We start from the raw sequence: 21,121 nt of genomic DNA on the forward strand, positions 1-21,121 counted from the left end.
TCGACGCATAGCGAACCGACAGCAGGCACGGTCGAGCTGGTTTCCCGCTGACCGGCGTGGATTCGCGGCAGTACGCGTTCGACCCCCCGCGTGCCGCGAGTCTCCGGCGCCACGCGACGCTAGAATGCGTGCATCGCGGCGAGGCCGCCGTCACCCGCAGACCCGTGACCGATCATCTCGACCGCCTCGAGGCGGAAAGCCTGCATATCCTGCGTGAGGTCGCGGCGGAAAGCCGTCGTCCGGTCATGCTGTATTCGATCGGCAAGGACAGCTCGGTGCTGCTGCACCTGCTGCTCAAGGCGTTCGCGCCTGCGACTCCTCCGATTCCCCTCCTGCACGTGGATACCACGTGGAAGTTCCGCGAGATGATCGCGTTCCGCGATCGCCGCGCGGCGGAAACCGGGGTGGACCTGCATGTCCACATCAATCCCGATGGCGTGCGCGAGGGCATCGGTCCGTTCAGCCACGGTGCCAGCGTGCACACGGAAGTAATGAAGACGCTCGCACTCAAGCAGGCGCTGGAGGCCGGCGGCTACGATGCCGCGATCGGCGGTGCCCGCCGCGACGAGGAGAAGTCGCGCGCGAAGGAGCGCGTGTTCTCGTTTCGCGACGCCGCCCACCGCTGGGACCCGCGCCGGCAGCGGCCGGAACTCTGGAACCTCTACAACGCGCGTGTCGGCAGCGGCGAGAGCGTGCGGGTGTTTCCGCTGTCGAACTGGACCGAGCTGGACGTGTGGCGCTACATCCGCCGCGAGGCGATCGACGTGGTGTCGCTGTACTTCGCGGCCGAGCGCCCCGTGGTGCATCGCGACGGCACCTGGATCATGGTCGACGACGACCGCTTCATGCTTCGCGATGGCGAATCCGTGGAACAGCGCCGGGTCCGCTTCCGCACCCTCGGCTGCTATCCGCTCACCGGCGCGGTGGAATCGGAAGCCGCCGACCTCGATGCGGTGATCCGCGAGATGGAGCGCAGCGCACTGTCCGAGCGCGCCGGGCGGCTGATCGACCACGCAGACGGCGACTCGATGGAAAAGAAGAAGCGGGAAGGGTACTTCTGATGGCGGGCATGGATTTCCTGCGCCTGATCGCCTGCGGCAGCGTGGACGACGGCAAGAGCACGCTGATCGGCCGGTTGCTGCACGAAGCCGGGCGCGTTCCCGACGACGAGCGCGCCGCACTGGCGCGCGCGAGCGCCAGCCATGGCACGCGCGGCGGCGAGGTCGATTACGCGCTACTGCTCGATGGACTCGATGCCGAGCGTGAGCAGGGCATCACCATCGACGTGGCCTGGCGCCACCTGCAGACCGCGGGGCGCCGCTTCCTGATCGCGGACTGCCCGGGGCACGTGCAGTACACCCGCAACATGGCGACCGGCGCGTCGGTCGCGGACCTGGCGATCGTACTGGTCGATGCCAGCCGCGGCCTGCTTCCGCAGACGTTCCGCCACGCCGCGATCCTGTCGCTGTTCGGCGTGCGCCACGTGCTGCTGGCGGTCAACAAGATGGACCGCGTCGGATACGCGCAACCGGTGTTCGAGGCGATCGCGTCCCGCTTCTGGGAACATGCCGGCAGGCTTGGCATCGCGGATGTCATGGCGATCCCGGTGGCCGCGGCTGTGGGCGACAACGTCACCACGCGCTCGACGGCGATCGACTGGTACCACGGCCCCAGCGTGCTCGAACATCTCGAGGGCGTGCGCGTCGATTCGCCGGATCCCGGCCTGCCGCTGCGGCTGCCCTTGCAGTCGGTGCTGCGCGACGCCGATGGCGGGCGCTGGCTCACCGGCACGCTGGCCGCCGGTCGCGTGCGTATCGGCGACGAGGTCCGCATCGAGCCCAGCGGCATCGCAAGCCGGATCGCGGCACTCACGGTTGCCGGCGTGCCGGCCGCCTCGGCAGAGGTGGGGCAGGCGGTGGCGGTGCAACTCGCCGATGACGTGGACGCAGGGCGCGGGCACGTGCTGGCGGCGGTGGACGCACCGCTCGCCCATACCGACCAGTTCGTTGCCGAAGTGCTCTGGTTCGACGAGGCGCCGCTGCTGCCCGGGCGCCGCTACCAGTTCAGGAGCGGCGCGCGTGCGGTGGGTGCGCGCATCAGCGAACTGAAGTTCCGCCACGACCCCGAAAGCCTGCAACCATTGGCCGCGAAGCGGCTGGAGTTCAACGAGATCGGCGAGGTGGTGATCTCGCTGGATGCGGTGGTCGCCTACGCGCCGTATGCGGAGAACGCAACGCTCGGCGGCTTCATCCTCGTCGATCCGCTCAGCCGGGCCACGGTCGGTGCCGGCATGATCCGCCACGGCTTGCGGCGCGCCGATAACATCCATTGGCAGGTGCTCGATGTCGACCGCAACGCGCGTGCGGCGTTGAAGGGGCAGCGGCCACGCTGCATCTGGTTCACCGGGCTGTCGGGCGCCGGCAAGTCGACGATCGCCAATCTCGTTGAACGCGGCCTGCTGGCGCGGGGGCTGCACACCTATCTGCTCGACGGCGACAACGTGCGCCACGGGCTCAACCGCGATCTCGGCTTCACCGACGAGGACCGGGTGGAGAACCTGCGGCGCATCGGCGAGGTCGCGCGCCTGATGACCGATGCCGGCCTGGTCGTGCTGGTGAGTTTCATCTCGCCGTTCCGCGCCGAGCGCGCCGCCGCACGCGCGCTGTTCGATCCCGGCGACTTCATCGAGGTCTTCGTCGATACGCCGCTGGCCGACGCCGAGCGGCGCGACGTCAAGGGCCTGTACGCGAAGGCACGCCGCGGCGAACTGCCGAACTTCACCGGCATCGATTCACCCTACGAGCCGCCGGAAGCGCCGGAGCTGGTGCTCGACACCAGGCACGACGACGCGCAGGCGCTGGCGGACCGGGTGATCGGCTATCTGCTCGACAGTTGAGTCCGCGCCGGTGATGCGGCAACGGTGAGTCGCCACGATCGGGCCGACGCCTCGCCGGCCTGGTCCTTGCAGTGGGCTGAAGTGCTGACCGGGCGTCAACCGCGAGGAATCAGCGCGGTCGCACCAGCTGCAGCAGGCCGAGAATGACCACCGCGCCGAGCAGCGCACCGAAGAAGCCGGCGGCCTGGCCGATCGCATACCAGCCCATCTGTTGCCCGCCCCAGGTGCCCAGCAGGGCGCCGCCGATGCCGAGCAGGCAGGTCAGGATCACGCCCATGCGGCGGCGGCCCGGGGTGATCGCCCGCGCGAGGATGCCGACCACCAGGCCGATCAGGATGATGTAGAGCCAGTTGCTGCTGCCGAACGGTGCCATGTCGCCCCCTGTGAAGATCCGGGCGCAAGCATAGCCGCAGCCGCGGTCGTCGCCCTCTCCCTCTCCGCGGCACGCGCGGAGAGGGAACGGTCCGCGGCCTCAGCAGCAGCCGTGGTCGCCGTGGCGGCTGCCGCTGTCGGCGGCAACGGCGGAGCCGGTGGTCTCGCCGCGCAGGCTGGCCTGGTGGTGCTCGGCGAGCACCCGCGCCACGCACGCGGTCACCCGCTTGCCCATCGGGATGTGCAGGAACTCGTTGGGGCCGTGCGCATTGGAATGCGGGCCGAGCACGCCGGTGATCATGAACTGTGCGTCCGGGAACTTCTCGCCCAGCATGCCCATGAACGGAATCGAGCCGCCTTCGCCCATGTACATCGCCGGGCGCCCGAAGAACGCCTCGCTGGCGTCGTTGATCGCGGTTTCCAGCCACGGCGACAGCGCCGGTGCGTTCCAGCCGGTCGCGGCCTTTTCCAGTTCCAGCGTGACCTGCGCGCCGTTCGGCGGATCCTGCGTCAGCGCCTGCTGCAGCAGTTCGCCGGCGCGCTTGCCGTCGACGGTCGGCGGCAGCCGCAGCGACAGCTTCACCGCGGTATGCGGGCGCAACACGTTGCCGGCCGAATCCAGCGACGGGATGCCACCCACGCCGGTCACCGACAGCGCCGGGCGCCAGGTGCGGTTGAGCACCAGTTCCGCGAGGTCGTCGTTCATCGGCCGCATGCCCTGGAGCAACGGGAACTTCGAATAGACCTCGTCGCCGAGCACGCCGGACGCACGCTGCGCCTGTTCCTGCCGTTCGGCGGGAATCTCGGCGTGCAGGCCCTCGAGGAGGATGCGGCCGGTGGTCTCGTCCTCGATGCGCGACAGCAGCTGGCGCAGCAGGCGGAAGCTCGACGGCACCACGCCCGAGGCATCGCCGGAGTGCACGCCCTCGTCGAGCACCTTGACCGTGAGGTTGCCGCCGGCCAGGCCGCGCAGCGACGTGGTGCACCACAGCTGCTCGTAGTTGCCGCAGCCCGAATCCAGGCAGACCACCAGCGACGGCCTGCCGATGCGGTCGGCAAGATGGTCGACATAGGCGGGGAGGTCGTAGCTGCCGGATTCCTCGCAGGCCTCGATCAGCACCACGCAGCGCGCGTGCGGCAGCTGCTGCTCGTGCAGGGCCATGATCGCGGCCAGCGAACCGTAGATCGCATAACCGTCGTCGGCGCCACCGCGGCCGTACAGCCTGTCGCCGCGCAACACCGGCTTCCACGGCCCGAGATCATCGTCCCAGCCGGTCATCTCCGGCTGCTTGTCGAGGTGGCCGTACAGCAGCACGCAATCGTCGTCGCGGCCACCATGCGCGGCGGGGATCTCGATGAAGATCAGCGGCGTGCGGCCTTCCAGCTCGATCACGTCCACCTGCATGCCGGGGATGTCCTGCCGGCGCGCCCAGCCGGCCATCAGTTCCACGGCCTGGTCCATGTACCCGTGCGCCTTCCACTCGGCATCGAACATCGGCGACTTATTCGGGATGCGGATGTATTCGACGAGCTGGGGCACGATGTCGTCGTCCCATTTCTGGGCGACGAAACGATCGACCTTGCTGGCGTCCATGGCGACTCCTGGAAAGCGGGGGAAGGCCCCATTCTAGCCGGCGCGTCGCGGTCGGAATTTTCCGACGCCGGCTGCCGGCTTTGCCCTGTGGGCGCACGGCGCGGCGGGCGATAGGCGCGGCCGCGGCGGTTGCGGACACTCTGCATACCGGCGCGGGCGCGCCGGCAGGAAGCCACCCACATACGGAAGGAATCGCCATGAACATGTTCACCAGGACCCTGTGCACGTCACTGCTTTCGCTGTTGCTGGCCGGCGCCGCCTGGGCCAGCGAGAAGGTCAATATCAACACCGCCGACGCCGCCACGCTCGACCGCGTGCTGGTCAACGTGGGCCCGGCCAAGGCCGAGGCCATCGTCGAGCACCGCAAGGCCAACGGCGCCTTCCGCAGCGTCGAGCAGCTCGCCCTCGTCAAGGGCATCGGCCTGCGTACCGTGGAGCTCAACCGCGATCGCATCGAGCTCGGCGCGGCGCCTGCGCGCCGTCCGGCCGAGCGTCCCGCGGCCGCCGCCACCACCGCGACCGCAACCGCGCGTCCGCAGCGCTGAAGAGGCACCTGGGGGCCGCACACGGACGCGCGGCCGCCAGTCGGGAGCAGGACCGCTCCGGGAGTCCGGCACGGAGGCCGGAATGACAGGGATGTTCGCCGTCCCCCCGTGCAGGACGCACGGGGGGCGGCGTCCGCTGGTGAGAGGCGTGTCGGCGCCGGGCCGCCCGCTACACTGCGCCGATGGACGCTTCCGCCGGAAGCCGGGTGATCCCGGCCAACGATTACCTCCGCAGCCGCTGGCGCAACGGGCGCGGATGGACCCGCGAGATCTGCGCATCCGACGCGCACGACGGCGGATGGGACTGGCGGCTGTCGATCGCCGACATCGAACAGGCCGGCCCGTATTCGGCATTCCCCGGCGCCATGCGCGAACAGGTGCTGCTGCGGGGCGAGGGGCTGCAGCTGGAATTTGCCGATGGCCGACGCGGGGACCTGCAGCCGCCCTACGGGCGCCTCCGCTTCGACGGCGACCCGCCGCCCCGGGCCGCGCCGGACGGCCGGGTCGAGGTGTTCAACCTGATCTGGCGCCCACAGGCGGTGGACGTCGATCTCTGGCACCGGCCACTGGTCGGGCCGATGCTGTTCTTCGCCGATCCCGGCACGCGCTGGGCACTGCATCTGCTGGCCGGGCAGGCGCGCTTCGAAGGCGCACTGTTGCCGCCGCTGGCGCAGGGCGATACCGCGGTGCTCGATGAACCGGTGCGCCGGCGTTTCCTGCTCGATGGCGGCGGGGAACTGCTGGCCATCCGCATCCGCCCACGCGGCGCCGTTGCCGACGGGCCAACCGACTGACGTCGGCCGACGGATGCGCCGCGTGCGTATCCGTCGGGCCGCAGCACTGGTTCAGAAGCGGTAGCTGGCCGATAGCCAGAGGTTGCGCCGCTGGTCCTTGACCAGGTAGTCGTCGACGCAGACATAGCTGTCGCGGGTATCGGCCAGCGTGCAGGTCTGCTCGATGAAGTCCTTGTCGAACAGGTTGTTGATGCGCGCGTTGAGCCGGAACGCATCGGTGATGCGCCAGGACGCGCCGAGGTGGAACACGGTGTAGTCGCTGTACCAGCGCTCCTGCCCGGCGACGGCGTCGTAGTCGCGGTAGCGGTCGTAGCGGCCCTCGCCGATCAGCGACAGCGTCAGTACGTCGGTCGGCGTCCATTCCAGCGTCGCGTTGGCGATGTGCTCGGCGGGGTTGCCGGTCACCGGGCGCCCCGCGTCGTCGCCGCTCTTCTGTTCCGAGCGGGTCCAGGTGTAGTTGCCGCGCAGCGCCAGGGTGTCGGTGAGCCCGGTGTGGGCGGCGAGTTCGACGCCGCGCGTTTCGGCGCGGTCGATATTCACCCGCTGGCTGAAGGTCGTATAGCCGAGCGCCGCCCAGCCCGGGCCGATGTCCACGCAGTAGCCGCCACCGGCCGGCGCGACCTCGCAGTTGGCGAAGTTGTCGCCGGTGGCGATCTTGTCCTTGAAGCGGTTGTAGAACGCGGTGGCATTGAAGCCCCAGCGGCCGCCGTCGTAATACGTTGCGAGTTCGATGTTGGTGCTGGTTTCCGGCTGCAGCGTCGGCGTGCCGACCATCGGGATGACGCCCTGGCCGCCGAAGCCGGTGATCCCGGCAAACAGGTAGTTCGGCTTGGGCGCCTTGTAGCCGGTGCTGATGCCGCCCTTGACCGTCCACGCCTGCGTGGCATCCCAGACCAGGTAGGCGCGCGGACTGACGTGGCTGCCGAAGATGTTGTGGTGGTCGTAGCGCAGGCCGAAGGTCGCGGTGAGGTCCTCGGTGAACGCCCAGTTGTCCTCGGCGAACAGCGCCCATTGGCGGTGCTTCTGACTTGTGCCGTCGCGGAAACCCGCACCGTCCATGCCGAACACGCCGTCTTCCATGTCGGTGTCGTCGTACTGGCCGCCGACCGTGACCACATGGTCGCCCAGCGGCAGTTCCAGCATGGTGTCGAACACCAGGCCCTCGAGTTCCAGCGTGCGCAGCTGCCGCGGCAGGAACGCCTGCAGGCGTGCGAGTTCCTCCGCGGTGAGCCCGCTGGATTCGATGCCGGCAAGGCCGGTGCCGTTGTTGCAGTAGGCGGCCTGCCCGCGGCGCGCGCAGACGTCGTTCCACAGATCCTGCAGCTCGCCGCGTTCGGCGACCGTCAGTGGCAGCGATCGGCCGAGGTTGCTGCTCTCGTGCCGGGTGATGCTGGTCGTGCTGGTACCGAACGACCAGCGGCCGACATGGCTCAGCGCGAGCTGGTCACGCTCATAGCGCTGGTAGGCGGTATAGCCGACGCGAGGCTGCACCACGCGCCGGGTCACGGTGCCGGTGCCACCGGGCGCGGGGATCACCGCGTTGCCGGTCCGCCACAGGCTTTCGAGGCCGTCGAGCGTGCCGGTCTGGCCGCTGGAGTTGTCGTACTTCAGCCGCGAGCGGTCGTAGTCGAGCATGATGTCGTGGTCGTCGTTCGGGGTGAACGCGAGGCGCACGCCGGCATTCCAGTTGGTCGCCGCCACCTGCTTGCCGCCACCACCGAAGCCGAGGGTGCGGTCCCACACCGTGCCGTCGGGCAGCGGCAGCGGATCCCAGTCGGGTGTCGACTCGTCACGGTCATACCAGCTGCCGCGCACCGCCAGGCCGAGCCGGTCGGCCACCAGCGGCCCACCGACGTAGAGATCGGTCCTGCGGGCATCGCCGAATTCGTTTTCCTGCTGGAAGGTGTGCGCCTGGGTCACCGCGCCATGCCAGACGGTGCCGACCTTGCGGGTGATGATGTTGACCACGCCGCCCATCGCATCGGAGCCGTACAGCGTCGACATCGGCCCGCGCACGACCTCGATGCGTTCGATCGCCTCCATCGGCGGCACGAAGCTGAACTGCCCGCCGCCGAAGTTGTTGGGATAGAGGTCGCCGACATTGCTCTGCCGGCGGCCGTCGATCAGCACCAGCGTGTAGTCGGACCCGAGCCCGCGCATGCTGATGGTGGCCTCGCCGTTCTTGTCGGTGCTCTCCATGCCGACGTCGAGCCCCTCGATGTCGCGCAGCGCATCGACGAGATTGGCGTAGGGGCGACGGGCCAGTTCCTCGCGGGTGACCACGGTGATGCTCGCGGGGGCATCGGTGATCTTCTGTTCGAAGCCGGTGGCGGTCACCACGATAGTGTCGAAATCGCGGGTCTGCGGGCCCGGGTCGGCAAAGGCATGGCCGGCCAGGCCGAAGGTGAGGGCGACGGCCAGCAGATGGCGTCGAGGCGCGGTACGCCGGTACGGGGTGACTGCGTGCATCCAGGGGCTCCGTGGGGTCGGTGCGTAGGGAATCCTGAAGCCGGGTCTGGCGGTGGCTGGACGGCATCGCAGGAGGCGGGCATGACGCCCTTGGATGCGAATTATAATGAGAACGATTCTTGATAAAAGATCCTGCGGGATCTTTTTTGCAGCCGCGGTGCGGGTTTCAGCGGTCGTCGCGGGTCCAGACCCCGCCGTCGCGCACCTCGACCGGGAAGCGCACCACCGGCCCATAGGCTGGCGCGCACAGCGGGCGTCCATCGCGGATATCGAAGCGGGCGCCGTGCAGCGCGCACTCGATGCTGCCCTCGGCGGTATCGAAGTGGCCCGCGGAGAGCTCGAAGTCCTCATGGCTGCAGCGGTCTTCCAGCGCGTAATAAGTGCCGTCGAGGTTGAACACCAGGATCGGCGTATCGCCATCCCAGGCCACGCGGGTTTCCCCGGGCAGCAGTTCGGCGGTGGTGCACACGAAGGTCCAGTCGCTCATGCGGGCATTGTAGGGAGGCTGGCCCGCGGGGTCAGCCAGAGGGCCGCATCCGCCTGCGGGCTTCGCGGATGCCGCGGCCCGCCGGCACCGCGATGGCGTCAGGACACCCCCGCGTCCTCGGACACGGGCGGCAGCGGCTTCTCGAGCACCTCGAAGCGCAGGTCATCGCGCCGGGGGATGCCGAAGCGGGTGTCGCCATAGGGGAACGGCAGGTGTTCGCCGGTGCGGCGGTACCCGAGGCGCTCGTACCAGGCGATCAGCTCGGCGCGGACATCGATCACCGTCATCCGCATCCGCGCAAGGCCCCAGTCCTCGCGGGCGATGCGCTCGCATTCGTGCAGCACCGCGCGCCCGATACCGCCGCCCTGTCGCCGTGGATCCACCGCGAACATGCCGAAGTAACCGCTGCCGTCGACATCGGCCACGTGCGCGCAGGCGACCGGCCCCGCGGCGTCATCGGCAATGAGCACCCGGCTGCGCGGGCGTGCGATGTCGTCACGCAGCACAGCGGCGTCGATGCGCTCGCCATCGAGCAGGTCGGCTTCCGTGGTCCAGCCGGCGCGGCTGGCATCGCCACGGTAGGCCGAAGTCACCAGCGCCACCAGCGCAGGCACATCGGCTTGGCTGGCGACACGGAACCTCAGGGGCTGCAGGACAGGCATCGGCGTCGGCTTCGGAAAGGAGAGCGGGCTTTCTGCCCGAGACGGCCGGTTGTTGCAACCGGACGGGCGCCGGCGGGAGATGGGAACGCGGCTCGCAGCAGGATTCGCCACCAGCGCGGGAACGCGTTACGGCAGTAGCGTAGCTGCCAGCGGGAACTGGGGCTCAGTCCGGATAGCGGTACGGCTGTCGACGCATGTCGATACCCGGCCGTGGCCGGGTGGTTCTCAGCCCAGCAGCAGGCGCACCTTGCGCAGGGCGGCGATGAAGGCGTCGATCTCGGCGTGGGTGTTGTAGAACGCCGGCGACGCACGACAGGTGGCGGCGACCCCGTAGAACTGCAACAGCGGATGCGCGCAGTGCTGGCCCGACCGCACCGCCACGCCTTCGAGGTCGAGCAGGGTGGCGAGGTCGTGCGCATGCGCGCCTTCCACCAGGAACGACACCACCGCGGCCTTGTCCGGCGCGCGGCCGAGGATGCGCACGCCGGGTTCGGCGTCCAGTGCCGCGGTCAGGTACGCCAGCAGGTCGGCCTCGCGGGCCTCGATGTTGGCCATGCCGATGGCGTCGAGGTAGTCGACGGCCGCGGCCAGGCCGACGAAACCGGCGATGTTCGGGGTGCCGGCTTCGAAGCGGTGCGGCGGATCGTTGAACACGGTGCCGTCGAAGCTGACCTCGCGGATCATCTCGCCGCCGCCCAGGAACGGCGGCATCGCCTCGAGATGCTCGCGGCGCGCCCAAAGCGCGCCGGTGCCGGTCGGTCCGCACATCTTGTGACCGGTGAAGGTATAGAAGTCGCAGCCGATCGCCTGCACGTCGACCGGTCGGTGCGGCACCGCCTGCGAACCGTCGACGACGGTGACGATGCCGCGCCGGCGTGCCTCGCGGCACAGCTCGCGCACCGGGTTCACCGTGCCCAGCAGGTTGGAGACATGGGCGATCGCGAACAACCTGACGTCCGGCGTCATCGCACGCACCAGCGCCTCGCGGTCGAGGGTGCCGTCCTCGAGGATCTCCGCCACGCGCACGGTCGCCCCGGTGCGTTCGGCCACCAGCTGCCAGGGCACGATGTTGGCGTGGTGTTCCATGCGCGACACCAGGATGGCGTCGCCCGCCTTCAGACGCGGCAGCGCCCAGGAGTAGGCGACCAGGTTGATCGCGAAGGTGGTGCCGCTGCACAGCACCAGCTCGTCCGCGCGCACGTTGAGGAAGCGTGCCAGCCGCTTGCGTGCACCCTCGTAGGCCTCGGTCGCCTCGCTGCCGAGCTGGTGCACGGCACGGCTGACATTGGCATTGAAGCGACGGTAGTAGCCATCGACCGCTTCGATCACCACAGCCGGCTTCTGCCCGGTGTTGGCATTGTCGAAGTAGACCAGCGGCTTGCCGTGCACCTGGCGTTCGAGCAGCGGGAAATCCGCGCGCACGCGCGCCCAGTCGATCGGCGATGCCGCCGTCTCGGGGGCAGTCGCGCTCATCCGGAGACGATGCCGTCGAGCATGCGCGACAGCGCGTTCTCGAGGGTCTGGCGCAGCGGCCCGTCCATGGCCGCGAGCGGTTCGCGCACGAAGGCCGCGGTCAGCAACGCGCGTGCCTGGCGCTCCGGGATGCCGCGCGCGCGCAGGTAGAACAGCGCGTTGTCGTCGAGCTGCCCGACGGTCGCACCGTGCGCGGCCTGCACCTCGTCGGCGTGGATCACCAGCACCGGCTGGGTGTCGATCTCCGCATCGGCCGACAGCAGCAGGTTCTTGTTCGACAGCTGTGCATCGGTGCCGTCGGCGCCTTCGCGGATCAGGATGCCGCCGTGGAATACGACGCGGCCACGCGCGGTCGCGGCACCACGCCACACCAGCTCGGCCGCGGTGTCACGTGCGACATGGTCGATGCCGAGGCGGGTGTCCACGTGGCGGCGCCCGGTGCCGAGCAGCACCCCATTGGCGGTCAACCGCGCGCGTTCGCCTTCCAGGCGCACGTTGAGCTCGTGCCGCGACAGCGCGCCGCCCAGTTCGACGTCGACGCGGCGGTACTCGGCGGCTTCCGCCAGCACCACGTCCGTGCGCAGGAACAGCGTCGCCCCGGTGGCGTCATCCTGCACGCGGGCGTGCTCCAGGCGCGCGCCATCGGCCACGTGCACATGCGCGAGGGCATTGGTGAGATGGCGGCCTTCGCCGACATGCAGGTGGTGCTCGACCACCGCAAGCGAGGCGCCCCGGCGCAGTTCGATCAGGTGGCGCAGGTGCCAGGCGAGGTCCTGGCTGGCGCTGCCATCCGCGTCCGACGGCGCGCCGACGAACACCAGCTGCAGCGGCACGTCGACCGCGGTGTCGGCCTCGACGCGCAGCAGCACGCCTTCCCCGGCAAGCGCGGCATTGAGCCGGGCGAACACTTCATCGGTGCGGTCGAAGCGGCGATGCAGGAAGCGCAGCACCTCGTCGCCATCGGCCAGCGCATCGGACAGCGGGCGCAGCGAGACGCCCGCGGGCAGCCCGTCCAGCAAGGACAGCGCCGGCACATGCCGGCCATTGACGAACACCAGCCGCGGCGCGGGGATCGCGTCCAGCAGCGCGGGGTCGACCGGTGGCGGCTGTGCCGGGGCAACGCCGAAGCTGCGGCGCTCGAGCGCGCGCAGCGGGGTGTACTTCCAGGCTTCGCTGCGCGGCCCCGGCAGCCCGTCGCGCAGGGCCTCGTCGAGGATCGAGCGGCGCGCGGGGTCGCCCTGGAAACCCGCGGCCAGCGAATCGAGCAGCACGCTCATCAGACCGCCTCCGGCACCACGCGCTCACGGATCCAGCCGTAGCCGTGCTCTTCGAGCTCGAGCGCCAGTTCCGGCCCACCGCTTTCGACGATGCGGCCATCGGCCAGCACATGCACCACGTCCGGGCGGATGTACTCCAGCAGGCGCTGGTAGTGGGTGATCACCACGAACGCGCGGTCGGGTGCGCGCAGCGTGTTGACGCCTTCGGCCACGGTCCTGAGCGCATCGATGTCGAGGCCGGAATCGGTCTCGTCGAGGATCGCAAGCTTCGGCTCCAGCACCGCGAGCTGGAAGATCTCGTTGCGCTTCTTCTCGCCGCCGGAGAAGCCCTCGTTGACGCCGCGATGCAGCAGCTTGTCGTCGAGGTGCAGCACCGACAGCTTCTCGCGCACCAGCTTGAGGAACTGCATCGAATCCAGCTCCGGCTCGCCACGCGACTTCCGCTGCGCGTTGAGTGCGCTGCGCAGGAAGTAGGTGTTGTTCACGCCGGGGATCTCGACCGGGTACTGGAACGCAAGGAAGACGCCCGCGGCGGCGCGTTCTTCCGGCTCGAGTTCCAGCAGCGGCCGGCCTTCGAACTCGATGGTGCCCTGGCTGATGTCGTAGCCGTCGCGGCCGGCGAGGATGTTGCCCAGCGTGGACTTGCCGGCGCCGTTCGGCCCCATGATGGCGTGCACCTCGCCCGGCTTCACGTGCAGCGAAAGGCCCTTGAGGATGTCGCGCCCGTTGATGGAGGCGTGGAGGTCTTGGATCTTGAGCATGATGGGTTCCGTTGTTGTCTTCTGCGTCCCCGCACGGCGGGGAGTTGCGGCATCTCTCAGCCGACGCTGCCTTCCAGCGACACTTCCAGCAGCTTCTTGGCTTCCACCGCGAATTCCATCGGCAGTTCGCGGAACACCTGCTTGCAGAAGCCGTCGACGATCAGGCTGACCGCGTCTTCCTCGCTGATGCCGCGGCTGCGGCAATAGAACATCTGGTCGTCGCTGATCTTGGATGTGGTGGCCTCGTGCTCGACGGTGGCGCCGGGATTCCCCACCTCGATGTAGGGGAAGGTGTGCGCCCCGCACTTCTTGCCGATCAGCAAGGAGTCGCACTGGGTGTGGTTGCGTGCGCCATCGGCATTGCGGTCCACCTTCACCAGGCCGCGGTAGGTGTTCTGCCCGCGGCCGGCGCTGATGCCCTTGCTGACGATCTTCGACTTGGTGCGCTTGCCGATGTGGATCATCTTGGTGCCGGTGTCGGCCTGCTGGCGATGGTGGGTGAGTGCCACGGAGTGGAACTCGCCCGAGGAGTCATCGCCCAGCAGCACGCAGCTTGGGTACTTCCAGGTGATCGCCGAGCCGGTCTCCACCTGCGCCCAGACCACCTTGCTGCGTGCGCCGCGACATTCGGCGCGCTTGGTCACGAAGTTGTAGATGCCGCCCACGCCGTTCTCGTCGCCGGGGTACCAGTTCTGCACAGTCGAGTACTTGATCTCGGCATCGTCGAGCGCCACCAGCTCGACGACGGCCGCGTGCAGCTGGTTCTCGTCGCGCATCGGCGCGGTGCAGCCCTCGAGGTAGGACACGTAGCCCTGGTCCTCGCAGATGATCAGCGTGCGCTCGAACTGCCCGGTATGGCCGGCATTGATGCGGAAGTAGGTGGACAGCTCCATCGGGCAGCGCACCCCCTTCGGGATGAACACGAAGCTGCCGTCGGAGAACACCGCCGAGTTCAGCGCGGCGAAGTAGTTGTCGCCCACCGGCACCACGGTGCCGAGGTACTTCCTCACCAGTTCCGGATGGTCCTGGATGGCTTCCGACATCGAGCAGAAGATCACGCCCTTCTCGGCGAGCTCCTTGCGGAAGGTGGTACCGACCGAAACCGAATCGAACACCGCGTCCACCGCAACGCCGGCCAGGCGCGCGCGCTCGTGCAGCGGCACGCCGAGCTTGTCGTAGGTGTCGAGGAGCTCCTGCGGCACTTCGTCGAGCGACTTGTACTTCGGGCCCTTTGGCGCGGAGTAGTACGACAGCGCCTGGAAGTCGATCGGCGCGATCGCAAGCTTCGCCCACTGCGGCACCGGCATCGTCAGCCAGTGGCGGTAGGCGGCCAGGCGCCACTCGGTCATCCACTCCGGCTCGTCCTTCTTCGCGGACAGCGCGCGGATGGTGTCCTCGTCGAGGCCCGGGGGCAGCGAGTCGGATTCGATGTCGGTGATGAAACCCGCTTCGTACTTGCGCCCCAGCTGCTCGTGGATCTCACGATTGGCGATGGGTTCTTCGACGACGGGTTCGATGATGTCGGTGGCCATGGGCTGCCTACTGTCAGGTGTCCGCCAGACGCGCCTGGATGCGGCGCGTGGACGGCACGGGGGAAGGAGAAGGGGCGGAAACGTCGCCATGCAGGCTGGCGAGGGTGAAGCCGCGCAGCGCATCGGCGACCACGTCGTTGATGCGGCGCCAGTTGGCGCGCAGCCCGCACTGGTGGGAGATGCCGCACTGGTTGTCGTCGAGGCTGCACTCGGTGATGGCCAGCGGGCCTTCCATCGCCTCGACGATCTCGATCAGGGTGATCGCCGTGGCCGGGCGCGCCAGCCGGTAGCCGCCGTTGACGCCGCGGAAGCCCTCGACGAGCCCCGCCTGTGCCAGCGGCTTGAGCACCTTGCTCACCGTCGGCGTCTCCAGGCCAGCCAGTTCGGCCAGCTCCGACGCGCTCAGTACCGCTTCCGAGCGCGCGGCAAGCGCGGTCAGCACGACGGTTGCGTAATCGGTGAGGCGGGTGACGCGGAGCATGGCGGATCCATGAAAGAGGACCGAAATTGTACTCTTTCGATCCGCGTCGGCCAAACCCGCGGGTACGCGGGGTTCAGCAGCCGTGCAAGCGGGAGTTGGCCCGCCGGCTTCCGGAGCGCAGCGCGACGCGTGGCACAATGCCGCCTCTCCACGAACGCGCGACCCGATGTCCACCAAGCCCCTGAAGATCGAAGCCCGCAAGTCCCCGATCCACGGCAATGGCGTGTTCGCCACGCGCAAGATCAAAAAGGGCGAAAGGATCATCCGTTACACCGGTGCGCTGCGCACGCACGAGGAAGTCGACGCGGATTACGCGGATCTCGAGGAGAACGGCCACACCTTCCTGTTCACCCTCAACGACCACTACGTGGTCGACGGCAACAAGCGCGGCAACATCGGGCGCTGGATCAACCACAGCTGCGCGCCCAACTGCGAGGCGCTGGTGGAAGAGGACGCGAAGGGGCGGCCCGAAAAGGACCGCATCTACATCGAGGCGCTGCGCGACATCAGCCGCGGCGAGGAACTCACCTACAACTACGGCATCCGGCTGGCCGAGCGCCACACGCCGCGGCTGAAGAAGCTGTGGGGTTGCCGCTGCGGCCAGCCAGGCTGCACCGGAACCCTGCTCCAGCCCAAGCGCTGAAGACCTGCGTCGCGCCGGGGATGCGCGACGGCCGGCAACGGTCGCAATGACCAACGACAGGCGTCGCACGGCGGCTGCGCGCGTACCGTGCGCGCCAGCGGGCCGCCCGGCCCGGATGGAACCATGACGATGCACCGACCGATGCGTCCCGCGATACGCGTCCTTGCACCCGCCGCCGCGCTTGCGCTGCTGCTGGCGTCGCCCGTGCTGATGGCGGTCGGGATCGATGGCCGTATCGACGCGGCCGAATGGGCGGATGCACACGAGTTCACCGACTTCCGGCAGACGCAGCCGCTCAGCGGCGCGCCGGCATCGCTTGCGACCCGCGCCTGGGTGATGGCCACGCCGGAAGGACTGGCGGTTGCGTTCCGCAACGAGCAACCGGCGGACGTGCCGCGCACGCGGCAGTGGGTGCAACGCGATTTCGATGCCCAGGTCGATCGCGTCAACCTGATGGTCGACTTCGATGGCGATGGCCGCACCGCATACAACTTCACCGTCGCCTCCACCGGCGGCATCTATGACGCGGTGATCAGCAACGAGAACCAGTTCAACGACGACTGGGATGGCCTGTGGATGCATGCCGTGTCGGAGGACGACAGTGGCTGGTCGGTGGAGATGCTGATTCCCTGGCATACCGCGCCGATGGCCGATGGCCGCGACGGCATGCGCCGTCTGCGCATCTATCTCGACCGGGTGATCGGTGCCACCGGCGAACGTGCGGCGATGCCATTCGCAAGCTACGAACGGGCGCGCTTCGTCTCCGACTTCCATCCGCTGGAGGTGCCGGCGTACAGCCAGTCGCTGCTGGCGATCACGCCCTACGTTTCCGGGTTGTACGACGCCACCGGCGGCGACAGCGGGCTCGACGGGGGTGCCGACGTGTTCTGGAAGCCGAGCGGGCGCTTCCAGCTGTCGGCGACGGTGAACCCGGACTTCGGACAGGTGGAAAGCGACGACCTGGTGGTGAATTTCAGCGCCACCGAGACCTTCGTCAGCGACAAGCGCCCCTTCTTCACCGAGAACCAGGGCCTGTTCGAACTGACCACGCCATCCGACTTCAGCCAGCAGCTGTACACCCGGCGGGTCGGTGGCCCGGCCGATGATGGCAGCGGCGCCAGCGACATCACCGCGGCGGTCAAGCTCAACGGCAACTTCGGCGGAATGAAATACGGCCTGTTCTCGGCCGACGAGCGCGGCGAGGCCGGCCGTTCGTTCCACGCGCTGCGCCTGGTGCGCGATTTCGCCAACCAGAACCTCGGCGCACTGCTGACCCGGGTCGACCGCCCGTGGCTGGACCGCGAAGCCAGCGTGCTCGGTGTCGACCACAACTGGCGGCCGACGCAGCGCTGGAACGTGCGCACGCGCCTGCTCGGCAGTCGCATCGACCAGGCCGGCGCGCGCAGCGAGGATTCCGGCGCCACGGTGTGGGCCGATTACGAGATGGACGGCGGCTGGCGCCAGCAGTGGATCGCCATGCATTTCGGCGACGAACTGCAGATCAACGATTTCGGCTATCTCCCGCGCAACAGCGTCAACTACCTGCACTGGGAACTGCGCAGGCGTTTTGCCGACCAGCCGGAGGATTCGCGCTACGCGTCCAAGGACTGGCGCTGGCGTGCGACGACCAGCCACAACGACCGCGGTGACAAGCTCAGTGACCAGTTCCGCGTGAGCCGCGAGGGCAGGTTGCGCGACGGCAGTTACGAGTATGCGCAGTTCAACCTCAACAGCGCCGGTGTGAGCGACCAGCTGCTGCGCGGCAACGGCCTGGTGCGGCTGCCGGCGAGCTTTTCGGCGATGTACGAATACGAACGCCCGCGCAAGGGACGCTGGGCGCATGACGTGGAGCTCGAGGTATCCAGCGGCGGCCTCGCAGGCAACGACCGGCCCGGCGCGGCGTTCTGGTACGGCGCGACCTGGTTCCTGAGCGACGCGATCAGCATCAATGCCGGCGCTACGTACATCCATCGGCCGGACTGGCTGATCTGGCAGGGCGGCAATCTCGTCGGCGGCTTCCTCGGCCGCGAGGCCCATCTGCTCGCGGGGCTCGACTGGAGCATTGACCCGCGCCAGGAACTGCGCATCAAGCTGCAGGCGATCGGCATCGACGCGCGACTGCGCCAGGCCTGGCGCTTCGATCCCGGTGGCCACGCCATCGCCACCGCCGATCCGGTGGACGATTTCGGCGTACGCAATCTCGGCTTCCAGGTGCGCTACCGCTACGAGCTCGCGCCGCTATCGCACCTGTACGTGGTGTACGCACGCGGCGGCTACGAGCAGCTGTTCGATCCCGACGGGGTCGCCCGCCAGCTGCAGGACAGCTTCAGCCTGCGCGACGACGAGCAGTTGCTGGTCAAGCTCAGTTACCGCTTCGGGCTCTGAGCGCTCAGAGCCGCTCTTCGCGCAGTTCGGCGGACGCGATCCGCCATGCCTGGGACCCCGCGCCATCGGCCATTGCGCGCCGCAGGGTGTATTGCCCGGCGAAGCGGCGGGTGCTGCCGTCGGCCTGCGTGGCAACCACCGACACCGGCACCCGTACGTACTGCGAGCCCGCCGCGCCGTCCGGTGCACCGGAAGTGCCGACCTGCACGTCGACCGAGCGGGTGTCGGCAAAACCGGCCGCGAACTGTTCGGGCGACTGCCCGCTGGCGCGCCCGCCATCCGACCACAGCGCATACGCGCGGCGGTAATCGCGCGAGCCGATGGCGGCGTAATAGGCCTGGACCACCGCCGCGGCCTGCGGGCTCGCGTCGGCCGGAGCCGTCGTCGATGGCATCCCCGCGGTAGCGGACACGGCAGGGGCATTGTCCGCGGCCCCGGCGGGTGCGGGCACGATCGGAACCAGTTCGGCCAGCCCGGCCTCCGGGTTGTCCTCGAGCGGCGGCAGTCCGTCCACACCAGCGGTCTCGATCCAGGCGTCCTGTACCGGTTCGTCGCCCAGCGAAACCTCGCCCGGTGCGGGCGGCGGTGGTGCGCCGGTCACGCTGCCGCCGCCCGGTGCCGGGGCGGGCAGGGTGGCGACATCGCTGGCCGAAGCCGGCGCGCCGCGTCGCTGTTGCTGGGCATCGTCGTTGCCACCGCAGCCCGCGAGCAGCGCGGCCAGCAGCAGGCCGGACACCATGCGGGCGGGCCGCAGCCGGGCACACCGCGGGTGCTGCGGGCCGCTCATTCCGGAAGGCTCAGCGGTGCGCGATTGGGCCGCAGCCAGACCAGCAGGCGGCCGAGCAGCAGCATCGACAGCAGGTCGAACAGCACCTGGCGGGCCAGCAGGCCGGACGGCAACGGCTGGCCCACATAGGCCAGCAGATGCCACGGCAGGAACGACACCAGCGCGATCGCGAGCCCGAACTGCAGGCCATCGCGTGCCCGTACCCGGCGCTCGGGATACATGCGGCGGAACAGCCAGGTCATGCTGAAGCCGATCAAGGCATAGGCGACCACGATCCAGACCAGCCGCGCGTTCGCCTCCGCCGGGTCGCGGTAGAGCGCGGCATGGGCAAGGTAGTCGGCGCGCAACAGGCCGCCGTGGACGAGCACGCCCAGCAGCATCGCCGCCAGGCTCATCATCAGGCCACAAACGAGGAAACGCTTGTCCATCCGGGTGTCGTGTCCACGGCGGGCGGGAGGCTGGATGCTAACCGTGCCGCGGTGATCGGTCGATGCAGTCGGCGTGGTCATGGGCTCTGTTGGCTCTGCGGGGATGATCCGGTGTCGCGACGTGCGCCCGCACGCAGCAGCGGCAGCGGGTCATAGGCGCCGTCGGAGCCGTAGATGCCGTAGTGCAGGTGCGGCGGCGTGCCGCGGGCATTGCCGGTGTCGCCGACGCTGCCGAGCACATCGCCGGGCACCACGACCTGGCCCTCGGCGAGATCCGGCGCCCAATCATCGAGGTGTGCGTAGTAGTGGCGCTCGCGTGCCGGGCCCAGCACCCAGACCTGCCGGCCGCCGAGGCCGCCTTCGCGGACCGAGGTGACGATGCCCGGCGTGGTGCTGAGCACGTCGGTGCCGCGCGACGCGAAGATGTCCACGCCTTCGTGCTGGCGGTCACTGCCGCGCGGCGCGCCATAGGTATCGGCCACCCGGGAGGCGGCGACGCCACGCACCGGCATCGGCAGGGCATCGGGCGCGGGCATGCGCGCCAGTTCGTAGCCCATGCGCACCGGGGCCATGAACGGTTGCCGCCACGCCCACGACGCCGCGAACCAGGCCAGCAGCAGGAACACGATCCAGCCCGTGGCGCGGATCGCGGGCCGGCGGTAGTCGCGGCGGGGAGGGGAAGGCGGTGGCGTCGACACGGCTACAGCCTAGCCGGCGCGGGTGAAGCCGATGTCCCCGCGCCCGCATGTGCTCAGGCCGGCACGCGCACCTGCGCTTCCAGCCGGGTCTTGAGCGCGTCGTCGATGCCGAGCCTGCGTGCGAGCTCGTCGAGGTAGGCGCGCTCCATGAAGTTCTGCTCGTCCACCACCAGCAGGCTGGCCAGGTACATCTCGGCGGCGATCTCCGGCGCAGCCGCGGCGCCTGCAACCTCGGCGGGGTCGAGCGGCTTCTCCAGTTCCGCGTGCAGCCACTGCTGCAGTTCGCGGTCGGCCTCGACGCGCCGGAACTCGCCTTCGATCAGTTCGCGCTCGCGGGCGTCGACATGGCCATCGGCCTTCGCCGCCGCCACCAGTGCGCGCAGGATCGCTTCGCTGTGCAGTTCGGCCTGCGGCGGCGGCAAACGGTCGATCGTCTGCGGCTCGATCGTCTGGCCGGTCTGCTGGCGCTGGTAGTCGCCATAGGCGCGATAGGCCATCACCCCGATGGCGGCCAGCCCGCCATAGGTGGCGAGCTTGCGTGTGGTGCGGTTGCGGCCAAGCAGCAGGCCCAGTGCACCACCCGTCAGCGCACCACGCCCGAAGTCCTGGTTGAGCATTCCGCCGAGGTTGCCGAGCGGACCGCCGGCGGCGGAAGGCTCACGCGTCGCGGGTGCGGCGGGGTCGGTGGCGGAGCGGAGCAGCTGGTCGAGGAAGCCTTGCAGTTTCATCGGTCGGTCCTGGGAGGGTAAGGCAGGCGAGATAACGCGTTCGCGGCTTAATCGGGAATCAACGCGGGTGGCTTCGCCGCGGACGCCGCTTACTGTTCGGTCGCACTGC

The 21,121-nt window shown here is 69.2% G+C and carries 20 protein-coding genes; 6 read left to right on the forward strand and 14 right to left on the reverse strand.

The features are described 5' to 3' along the window. Window positions 1-56 precede the first annotated feature (56 nt). Window positions 57-1,061 (forward strand): sulfate adenylyltransferase subunit CysD, encoded by a 1,005-nt coding sequence (gene cysD, locus ERL55_RS04205; RefSeq protein WP_256386136.1) that lies wholly within the window; start codon window positions 57-59, stop codon window positions 1,059-1,061. A gap of 8 nt (window positions 1,062-1,069) precedes the next feature. After that, the gene (cysC, locus tag ERL55_RS04210; RefSeq protein ID WP_241685831.1) at window positions 1,070-2,896 is read left to right on the forward strand and encodes an adenylyl-sulfate kinase; all 1,827 of its coding nucleotides are present in this window, start codon (window positions 1,070-1,072) and stop codon (window positions 2,894-2,896) included. Window positions 2,897-3,005: 109 nt separating this feature from the next. On the opposite strand, the gene ERL55_RS04215 is transcribed toward cysC, so the two are convergent. Together ERL55_RS04215 and ERL55_RS04220 are read right to left on the reverse strand one after the other, a co-directional pair. Continuing rightward, complete coding sequence (locus ERL55_RS04215) at window positions 3,006-3,269, reverse strand: GlsB/YeaQ/YmgE family stress response membrane protein (RefSeq protein ID WP_129135319.1); 264 nt, start codon at window positions 3,267-3,269, stop codon at window positions 3,006-3,008. A 99-nt stretch (window positions 3,270-3,368) separates the two neighbouring features. Continuing rightward, window positions 3,369-4,862: a M20 family metallopeptidase gene (locus ERL55_RS04220; protein WP_129135320.1), complete on the reverse strand. Its 1,494-nt coding sequence runs from the start codon at window positions 4,860-4,862 to the stop codon at window positions 3,369-3,371. A gap of 203 nt (window positions 4,863-5,065) precedes the next feature. Between ERL55_RS04220 and ERL55_RS04225 the strand changes: the two genes are divergently transcribed. Together ERL55_RS04225 and ERL55_RS04230 are read left to right on the forward strand one after the other, a co-directional pair. Beyond that, window positions 5,066-5,407, forward strand: coding sequence for a ComEA family DNA-binding protein (locus tag ERL55_RS04225; RefSeq protein ID WP_232140919.1), 342 nt, complete (start codon window positions 5,066-5,068; stop codon window positions 5,405-5,407). A gap of 182 nt (window positions 5,408-5,589) precedes the next feature. Further along, on the forward strand, window positions 5,590-6,201 hold the full coding sequence (locus tag ERL55_RS04230) for a HutD family protein (protein ID WP_129135322.1): 612 nt from the start codon (window positions 5,590-5,592) through the stop codon (window positions 6,199-6,201). A 51-nt stretch (window positions 6,202-6,252) separates the two neighbouring features. Here the strand turns inward: ERL55_RS04230 and ERL55_RS04235 are convergent, their stop codons facing one another. From ERL55_RS04235 to ERL55_RS04270, 8 genes are all read right to left on the reverse strand, one after another. Continuing rightward, window positions 6,253-8,670 (reverse strand): TonB-dependent receptor, encoded by a 2,418-nt coding sequence (locus ERL55_RS04235; protein WP_129135323.1) that lies wholly within the window; start codon window positions 8,668-8,670, stop codon window positions 6,253-6,255. Window positions 8,671-8,836: 166 nt separating this feature from the next. Further along, the gene (locus tag ERL55_RS04240; protein ID WP_129135324.1) at window positions 8,837-9,157 is read right to left on the reverse strand and encodes a non-heme iron oxygenase ferredoxin subunit; all 321 of its coding nucleotides are present in this window, start codon (window positions 9,155-9,157) and stop codon (window positions 8,837-8,839) included. Window positions 9,158-9,255: 98 nt separating this feature from the next. Continuing rightward, a complete protein-coding gene (locus tag ERL55_RS04245; protein ID WP_129137194.1) occupies window positions 9,256-9,810 on the reverse strand; it encodes a GNAT family N-acetyltransferase in 555 nt (184 codons plus the stop codon). 234 nt (window positions 9,811-10,044) lie between these two features. After that, complete coding sequence (locus tag ERL55_RS04250; protein ID WP_129135325.1) at window positions 10,045-11,292, reverse strand: cysteine desulfurase; 1,248 nt, start codon at window positions 11,290-11,292, stop codon at window positions 10,045-10,047. Next, window positions 11,289-12,569, reverse strand: coding sequence for a Fe-S cluster assembly protein SufD (sufD, locus tag ERL55_RS04255; RefSeq protein ID WP_129135326.1), 1,281 nt, complete (start codon window positions 12,567-12,569; stop codon window positions 11,289-11,291). The genes ERL55_RS04250 and sufD overlap by 4 nt, the downstream gene beginning before the upstream one ends. Then, window positions 12,569-13,330 carry a Fe-S cluster assembly ATPase SufC gene (gene sufC, locus ERL55_RS04260; protein WP_129135327.1) on the reverse strand — a complete coding sequence of 254 codons (762 nt, stop codon included), beginning with the start codon at window positions 13,328-13,330 and terminating at the stop codon, window positions 12,569-12,571. Before sufC ends, sufD begins: the two co-directional genes overlap by 1 nt. Before the next feature lie 56 nt (window positions 13,331-13,386). Beyond that, window positions 13,387-14,862, reverse strand: coding sequence for a Fe-S cluster assembly protein SufB (gene sufB / locus ERL55_RS04265; protein ID WP_129135328.1), 1,476 nt, complete (start codon window positions 14,860-14,862; stop codon window positions 13,387-13,389). A 13-nt stretch (window positions 14,863-14,875) separates the two neighbouring features. Next, entirely contained in the window at window positions 14,876-15,343 is a 468-nt protein-coding gene (locus tag ERL55_RS04270) for an SUF system Fe-S cluster assembly regulator (RefSeq protein WP_129135329.1), read from the reverse strand. Window positions 15,344-15,509: 166 nt separating this feature from the next. On the opposite strand from ERL55_RS04270, the gene ERL55_RS04275 reads away from it, so the two are divergent. Continuing rightward, window positions 15,510-15,986, forward strand: coding sequence for an SET domain-containing protein (locus ERL55_RS04275; RefSeq protein ID WP_129135330.1), 477 nt, complete (start codon window positions 15,510-15,512; stop codon window positions 15,984-15,986). 123 nt (window positions 15,987-16,109) lie between these two features. Then, window positions 16,110-18,371: a DUF5916 domain-containing protein gene (locus tag ERL55_RS04280; protein WP_241685832.1), complete on the forward strand. Its 2,262-nt coding sequence runs from the start codon at window positions 16,110-16,112 to the stop codon at window positions 18,369-18,371. A gap of 4 nt (window positions 18,372-18,375) precedes the next feature. On the opposite strand, the gene ERL55_RS04285 is transcribed toward ERL55_RS04280, so the two are convergent. The 4 genes from ERL55_RS04285 to ERL55_RS04300 form a co-directional block, all read right to left on the reverse strand. Then, window positions 18,376-19,110 carry a hypothetical protein gene (locus ERL55_RS04285; protein ID WP_206733363.1) on the reverse strand — a complete coding sequence of 245 codons (735 nt, stop codon included), beginning with the start codon at window positions 19,108-19,110 and terminating at the stop codon, window positions 18,376-18,378. A gap of 44 nt (window positions 19,111-19,154) precedes the next feature. Beyond that, window positions 19,155-19,586, reverse strand: coding sequence for a hypothetical protein (locus ERL55_RS04290; protein ID WP_129135332.1), 432 nt, complete (start codon window positions 19,584-19,586; stop codon window positions 19,155-19,157). 77 nt (window positions 19,587-19,663) lie between these two features. Then, a complete protein-coding gene (locus ERL55_RS04295; RefSeq protein ID WP_241685875.1) occupies window positions 19,664-20,206 on the reverse strand; it encodes a M23 family metallopeptidase in 543 nt (180 codons plus the stop codon). 131 nt (window positions 20,207-20,337) lie between these two features. After that, on the reverse strand, window positions 20,338-21,012 hold the full coding sequence (locus tag ERL55_RS04300; RefSeq protein WP_129135333.1) for a tellurite resistance TerB family protein: 675 nt from the start codon (window positions 21,010-21,012) through the stop codon (window positions 20,338-20,340). Between the last annotated feature and the right edge of the window lie 109 nt (window positions 21,013-21,121).

Origin of the sequence: Luteimonas sp. YGD11-2 (assembly GCF_004118975.1) — a bacterium.
Lineage (GTDB): Bacteria > Pseudomonadota > Gammaproteobacteria > Xanthomonadales > Xanthomonadaceae > Luteimonas > Luteimonas muca.

Bases quoted from the DNA above. Each gene is read 5' to 3' on its own strand.
- cysC (WP_241685831.1), top strand. From the start codon at position 1,070: ATGGATTTCCTGCGCCTGATCGCCTGCGGCAGCGTGGACGACGGCAAG.
- ERL55_RS04215 (WP_129135319.1), bottom strand. From the start codon at position 3,269: ATGGCACCGTTCGGCAGCAGCAACTGGCTCTACATCATCCTGATCGGC.
- ERL55_RS04220 (WP_129135320.1), bottom strand. From the start codon at position 4,862: ATGGACGCCAGCAAGGTCGATCGTTTCGTCGCCCAGAAATGGGACGAC.
- ERL55_RS04225 (WP_232140919.1), top strand. From the start codon at position 5,066: ATGTTCACCAGGACCCTGTGCACGTCACTGCTTTCGCTGTTGCTGGCC.
- ERL55_RS04230 (WP_129135322.1), top strand. From the start codon at position 5,590: ATGGACGCTTCCGCCGGAAGCCGGGTGATCCCGGCCAACGATTACCTC.
- ERL55_RS04235 (WP_129135323.1), bottom strand. From the start codon at position 8,670: ATGCACGCAGTCACCCCGTACCGGCGTACCGCGCCTCGACGCCATCTG.
- ERL55_RS04240 (WP_129135324.1), bottom strand. From the start codon at position 9,157: ATGAGCGACTGGACCTTCGTGTGCACCACCGCCGAACTGCTGCCCGGG.
- ERL55_RS04250 (WP_129135325.1), bottom strand. From the start codon at position 11,292: ATGAGCGCGACTGCCCCCGAGACGGCGGCATCGCCGATCGACTGGGCG.
- sufD (WP_129135326.1), bottom strand. From the start codon at position 12,569: ATGAGCGTGCTGCTCGATTCGCTGGCCGCGGGTTTCCAGGGCGACCCC.
- sufC (WP_129135327.1), bottom strand. From the start codon at position 13,330: ATGCTCAAGATCCAAGACCTCCACGCCTCCATCAACGGGCGCGACATC.
- sufB (WP_129135328.1), bottom strand. From the start codon at position 14,862: ATGGCCACCGACATCATCGAACCCGTCGTCGAAGAACCCATCGCCAAT.
- ERL55_RS04270 (WP_129135329.1), bottom strand. From the start codon at position 15,343: ATGCTCCGCGTCACCCGCCTCACCGATTACGCAACCGTCGTGCTGACC.
- ERL55_RS04275 (WP_129135330.1), top strand. From the start codon at position 15,510: ATGTCCACCAAGCCCCTGAAGATCGAAGCCCGCAAGTCCCCGATCCAC.
- ERL55_RS04280 (WP_241685832.1), top strand. From the start codon at position 16,110: ATGACGATGCACCGACCGATGCGTCCCGCGATACGCGTCCTTGCACCC.
- ERL55_RS04285 (WP_206733363.1), bottom strand. From the start codon at position 19,110: ATGGTGTCCGGCCTGCTGCTGGCCGCGCTGCTCGCGGGCTGCGGTGGC.
- ERL55_RS04290 (WP_129135332.1), bottom strand. From the start codon at position 19,586: ATGGACAAGCGTTTCCTCGTTTGTGGCCTGATGATGAGCCTGGCGGCG.
- ERL55_RS04300 (WP_129135333.1), bottom strand. From the start codon at position 21,012: ATGAAACTGCAAGGCTTCCTCGACCAGCTGCTCCGCTCCGCCACCGAC.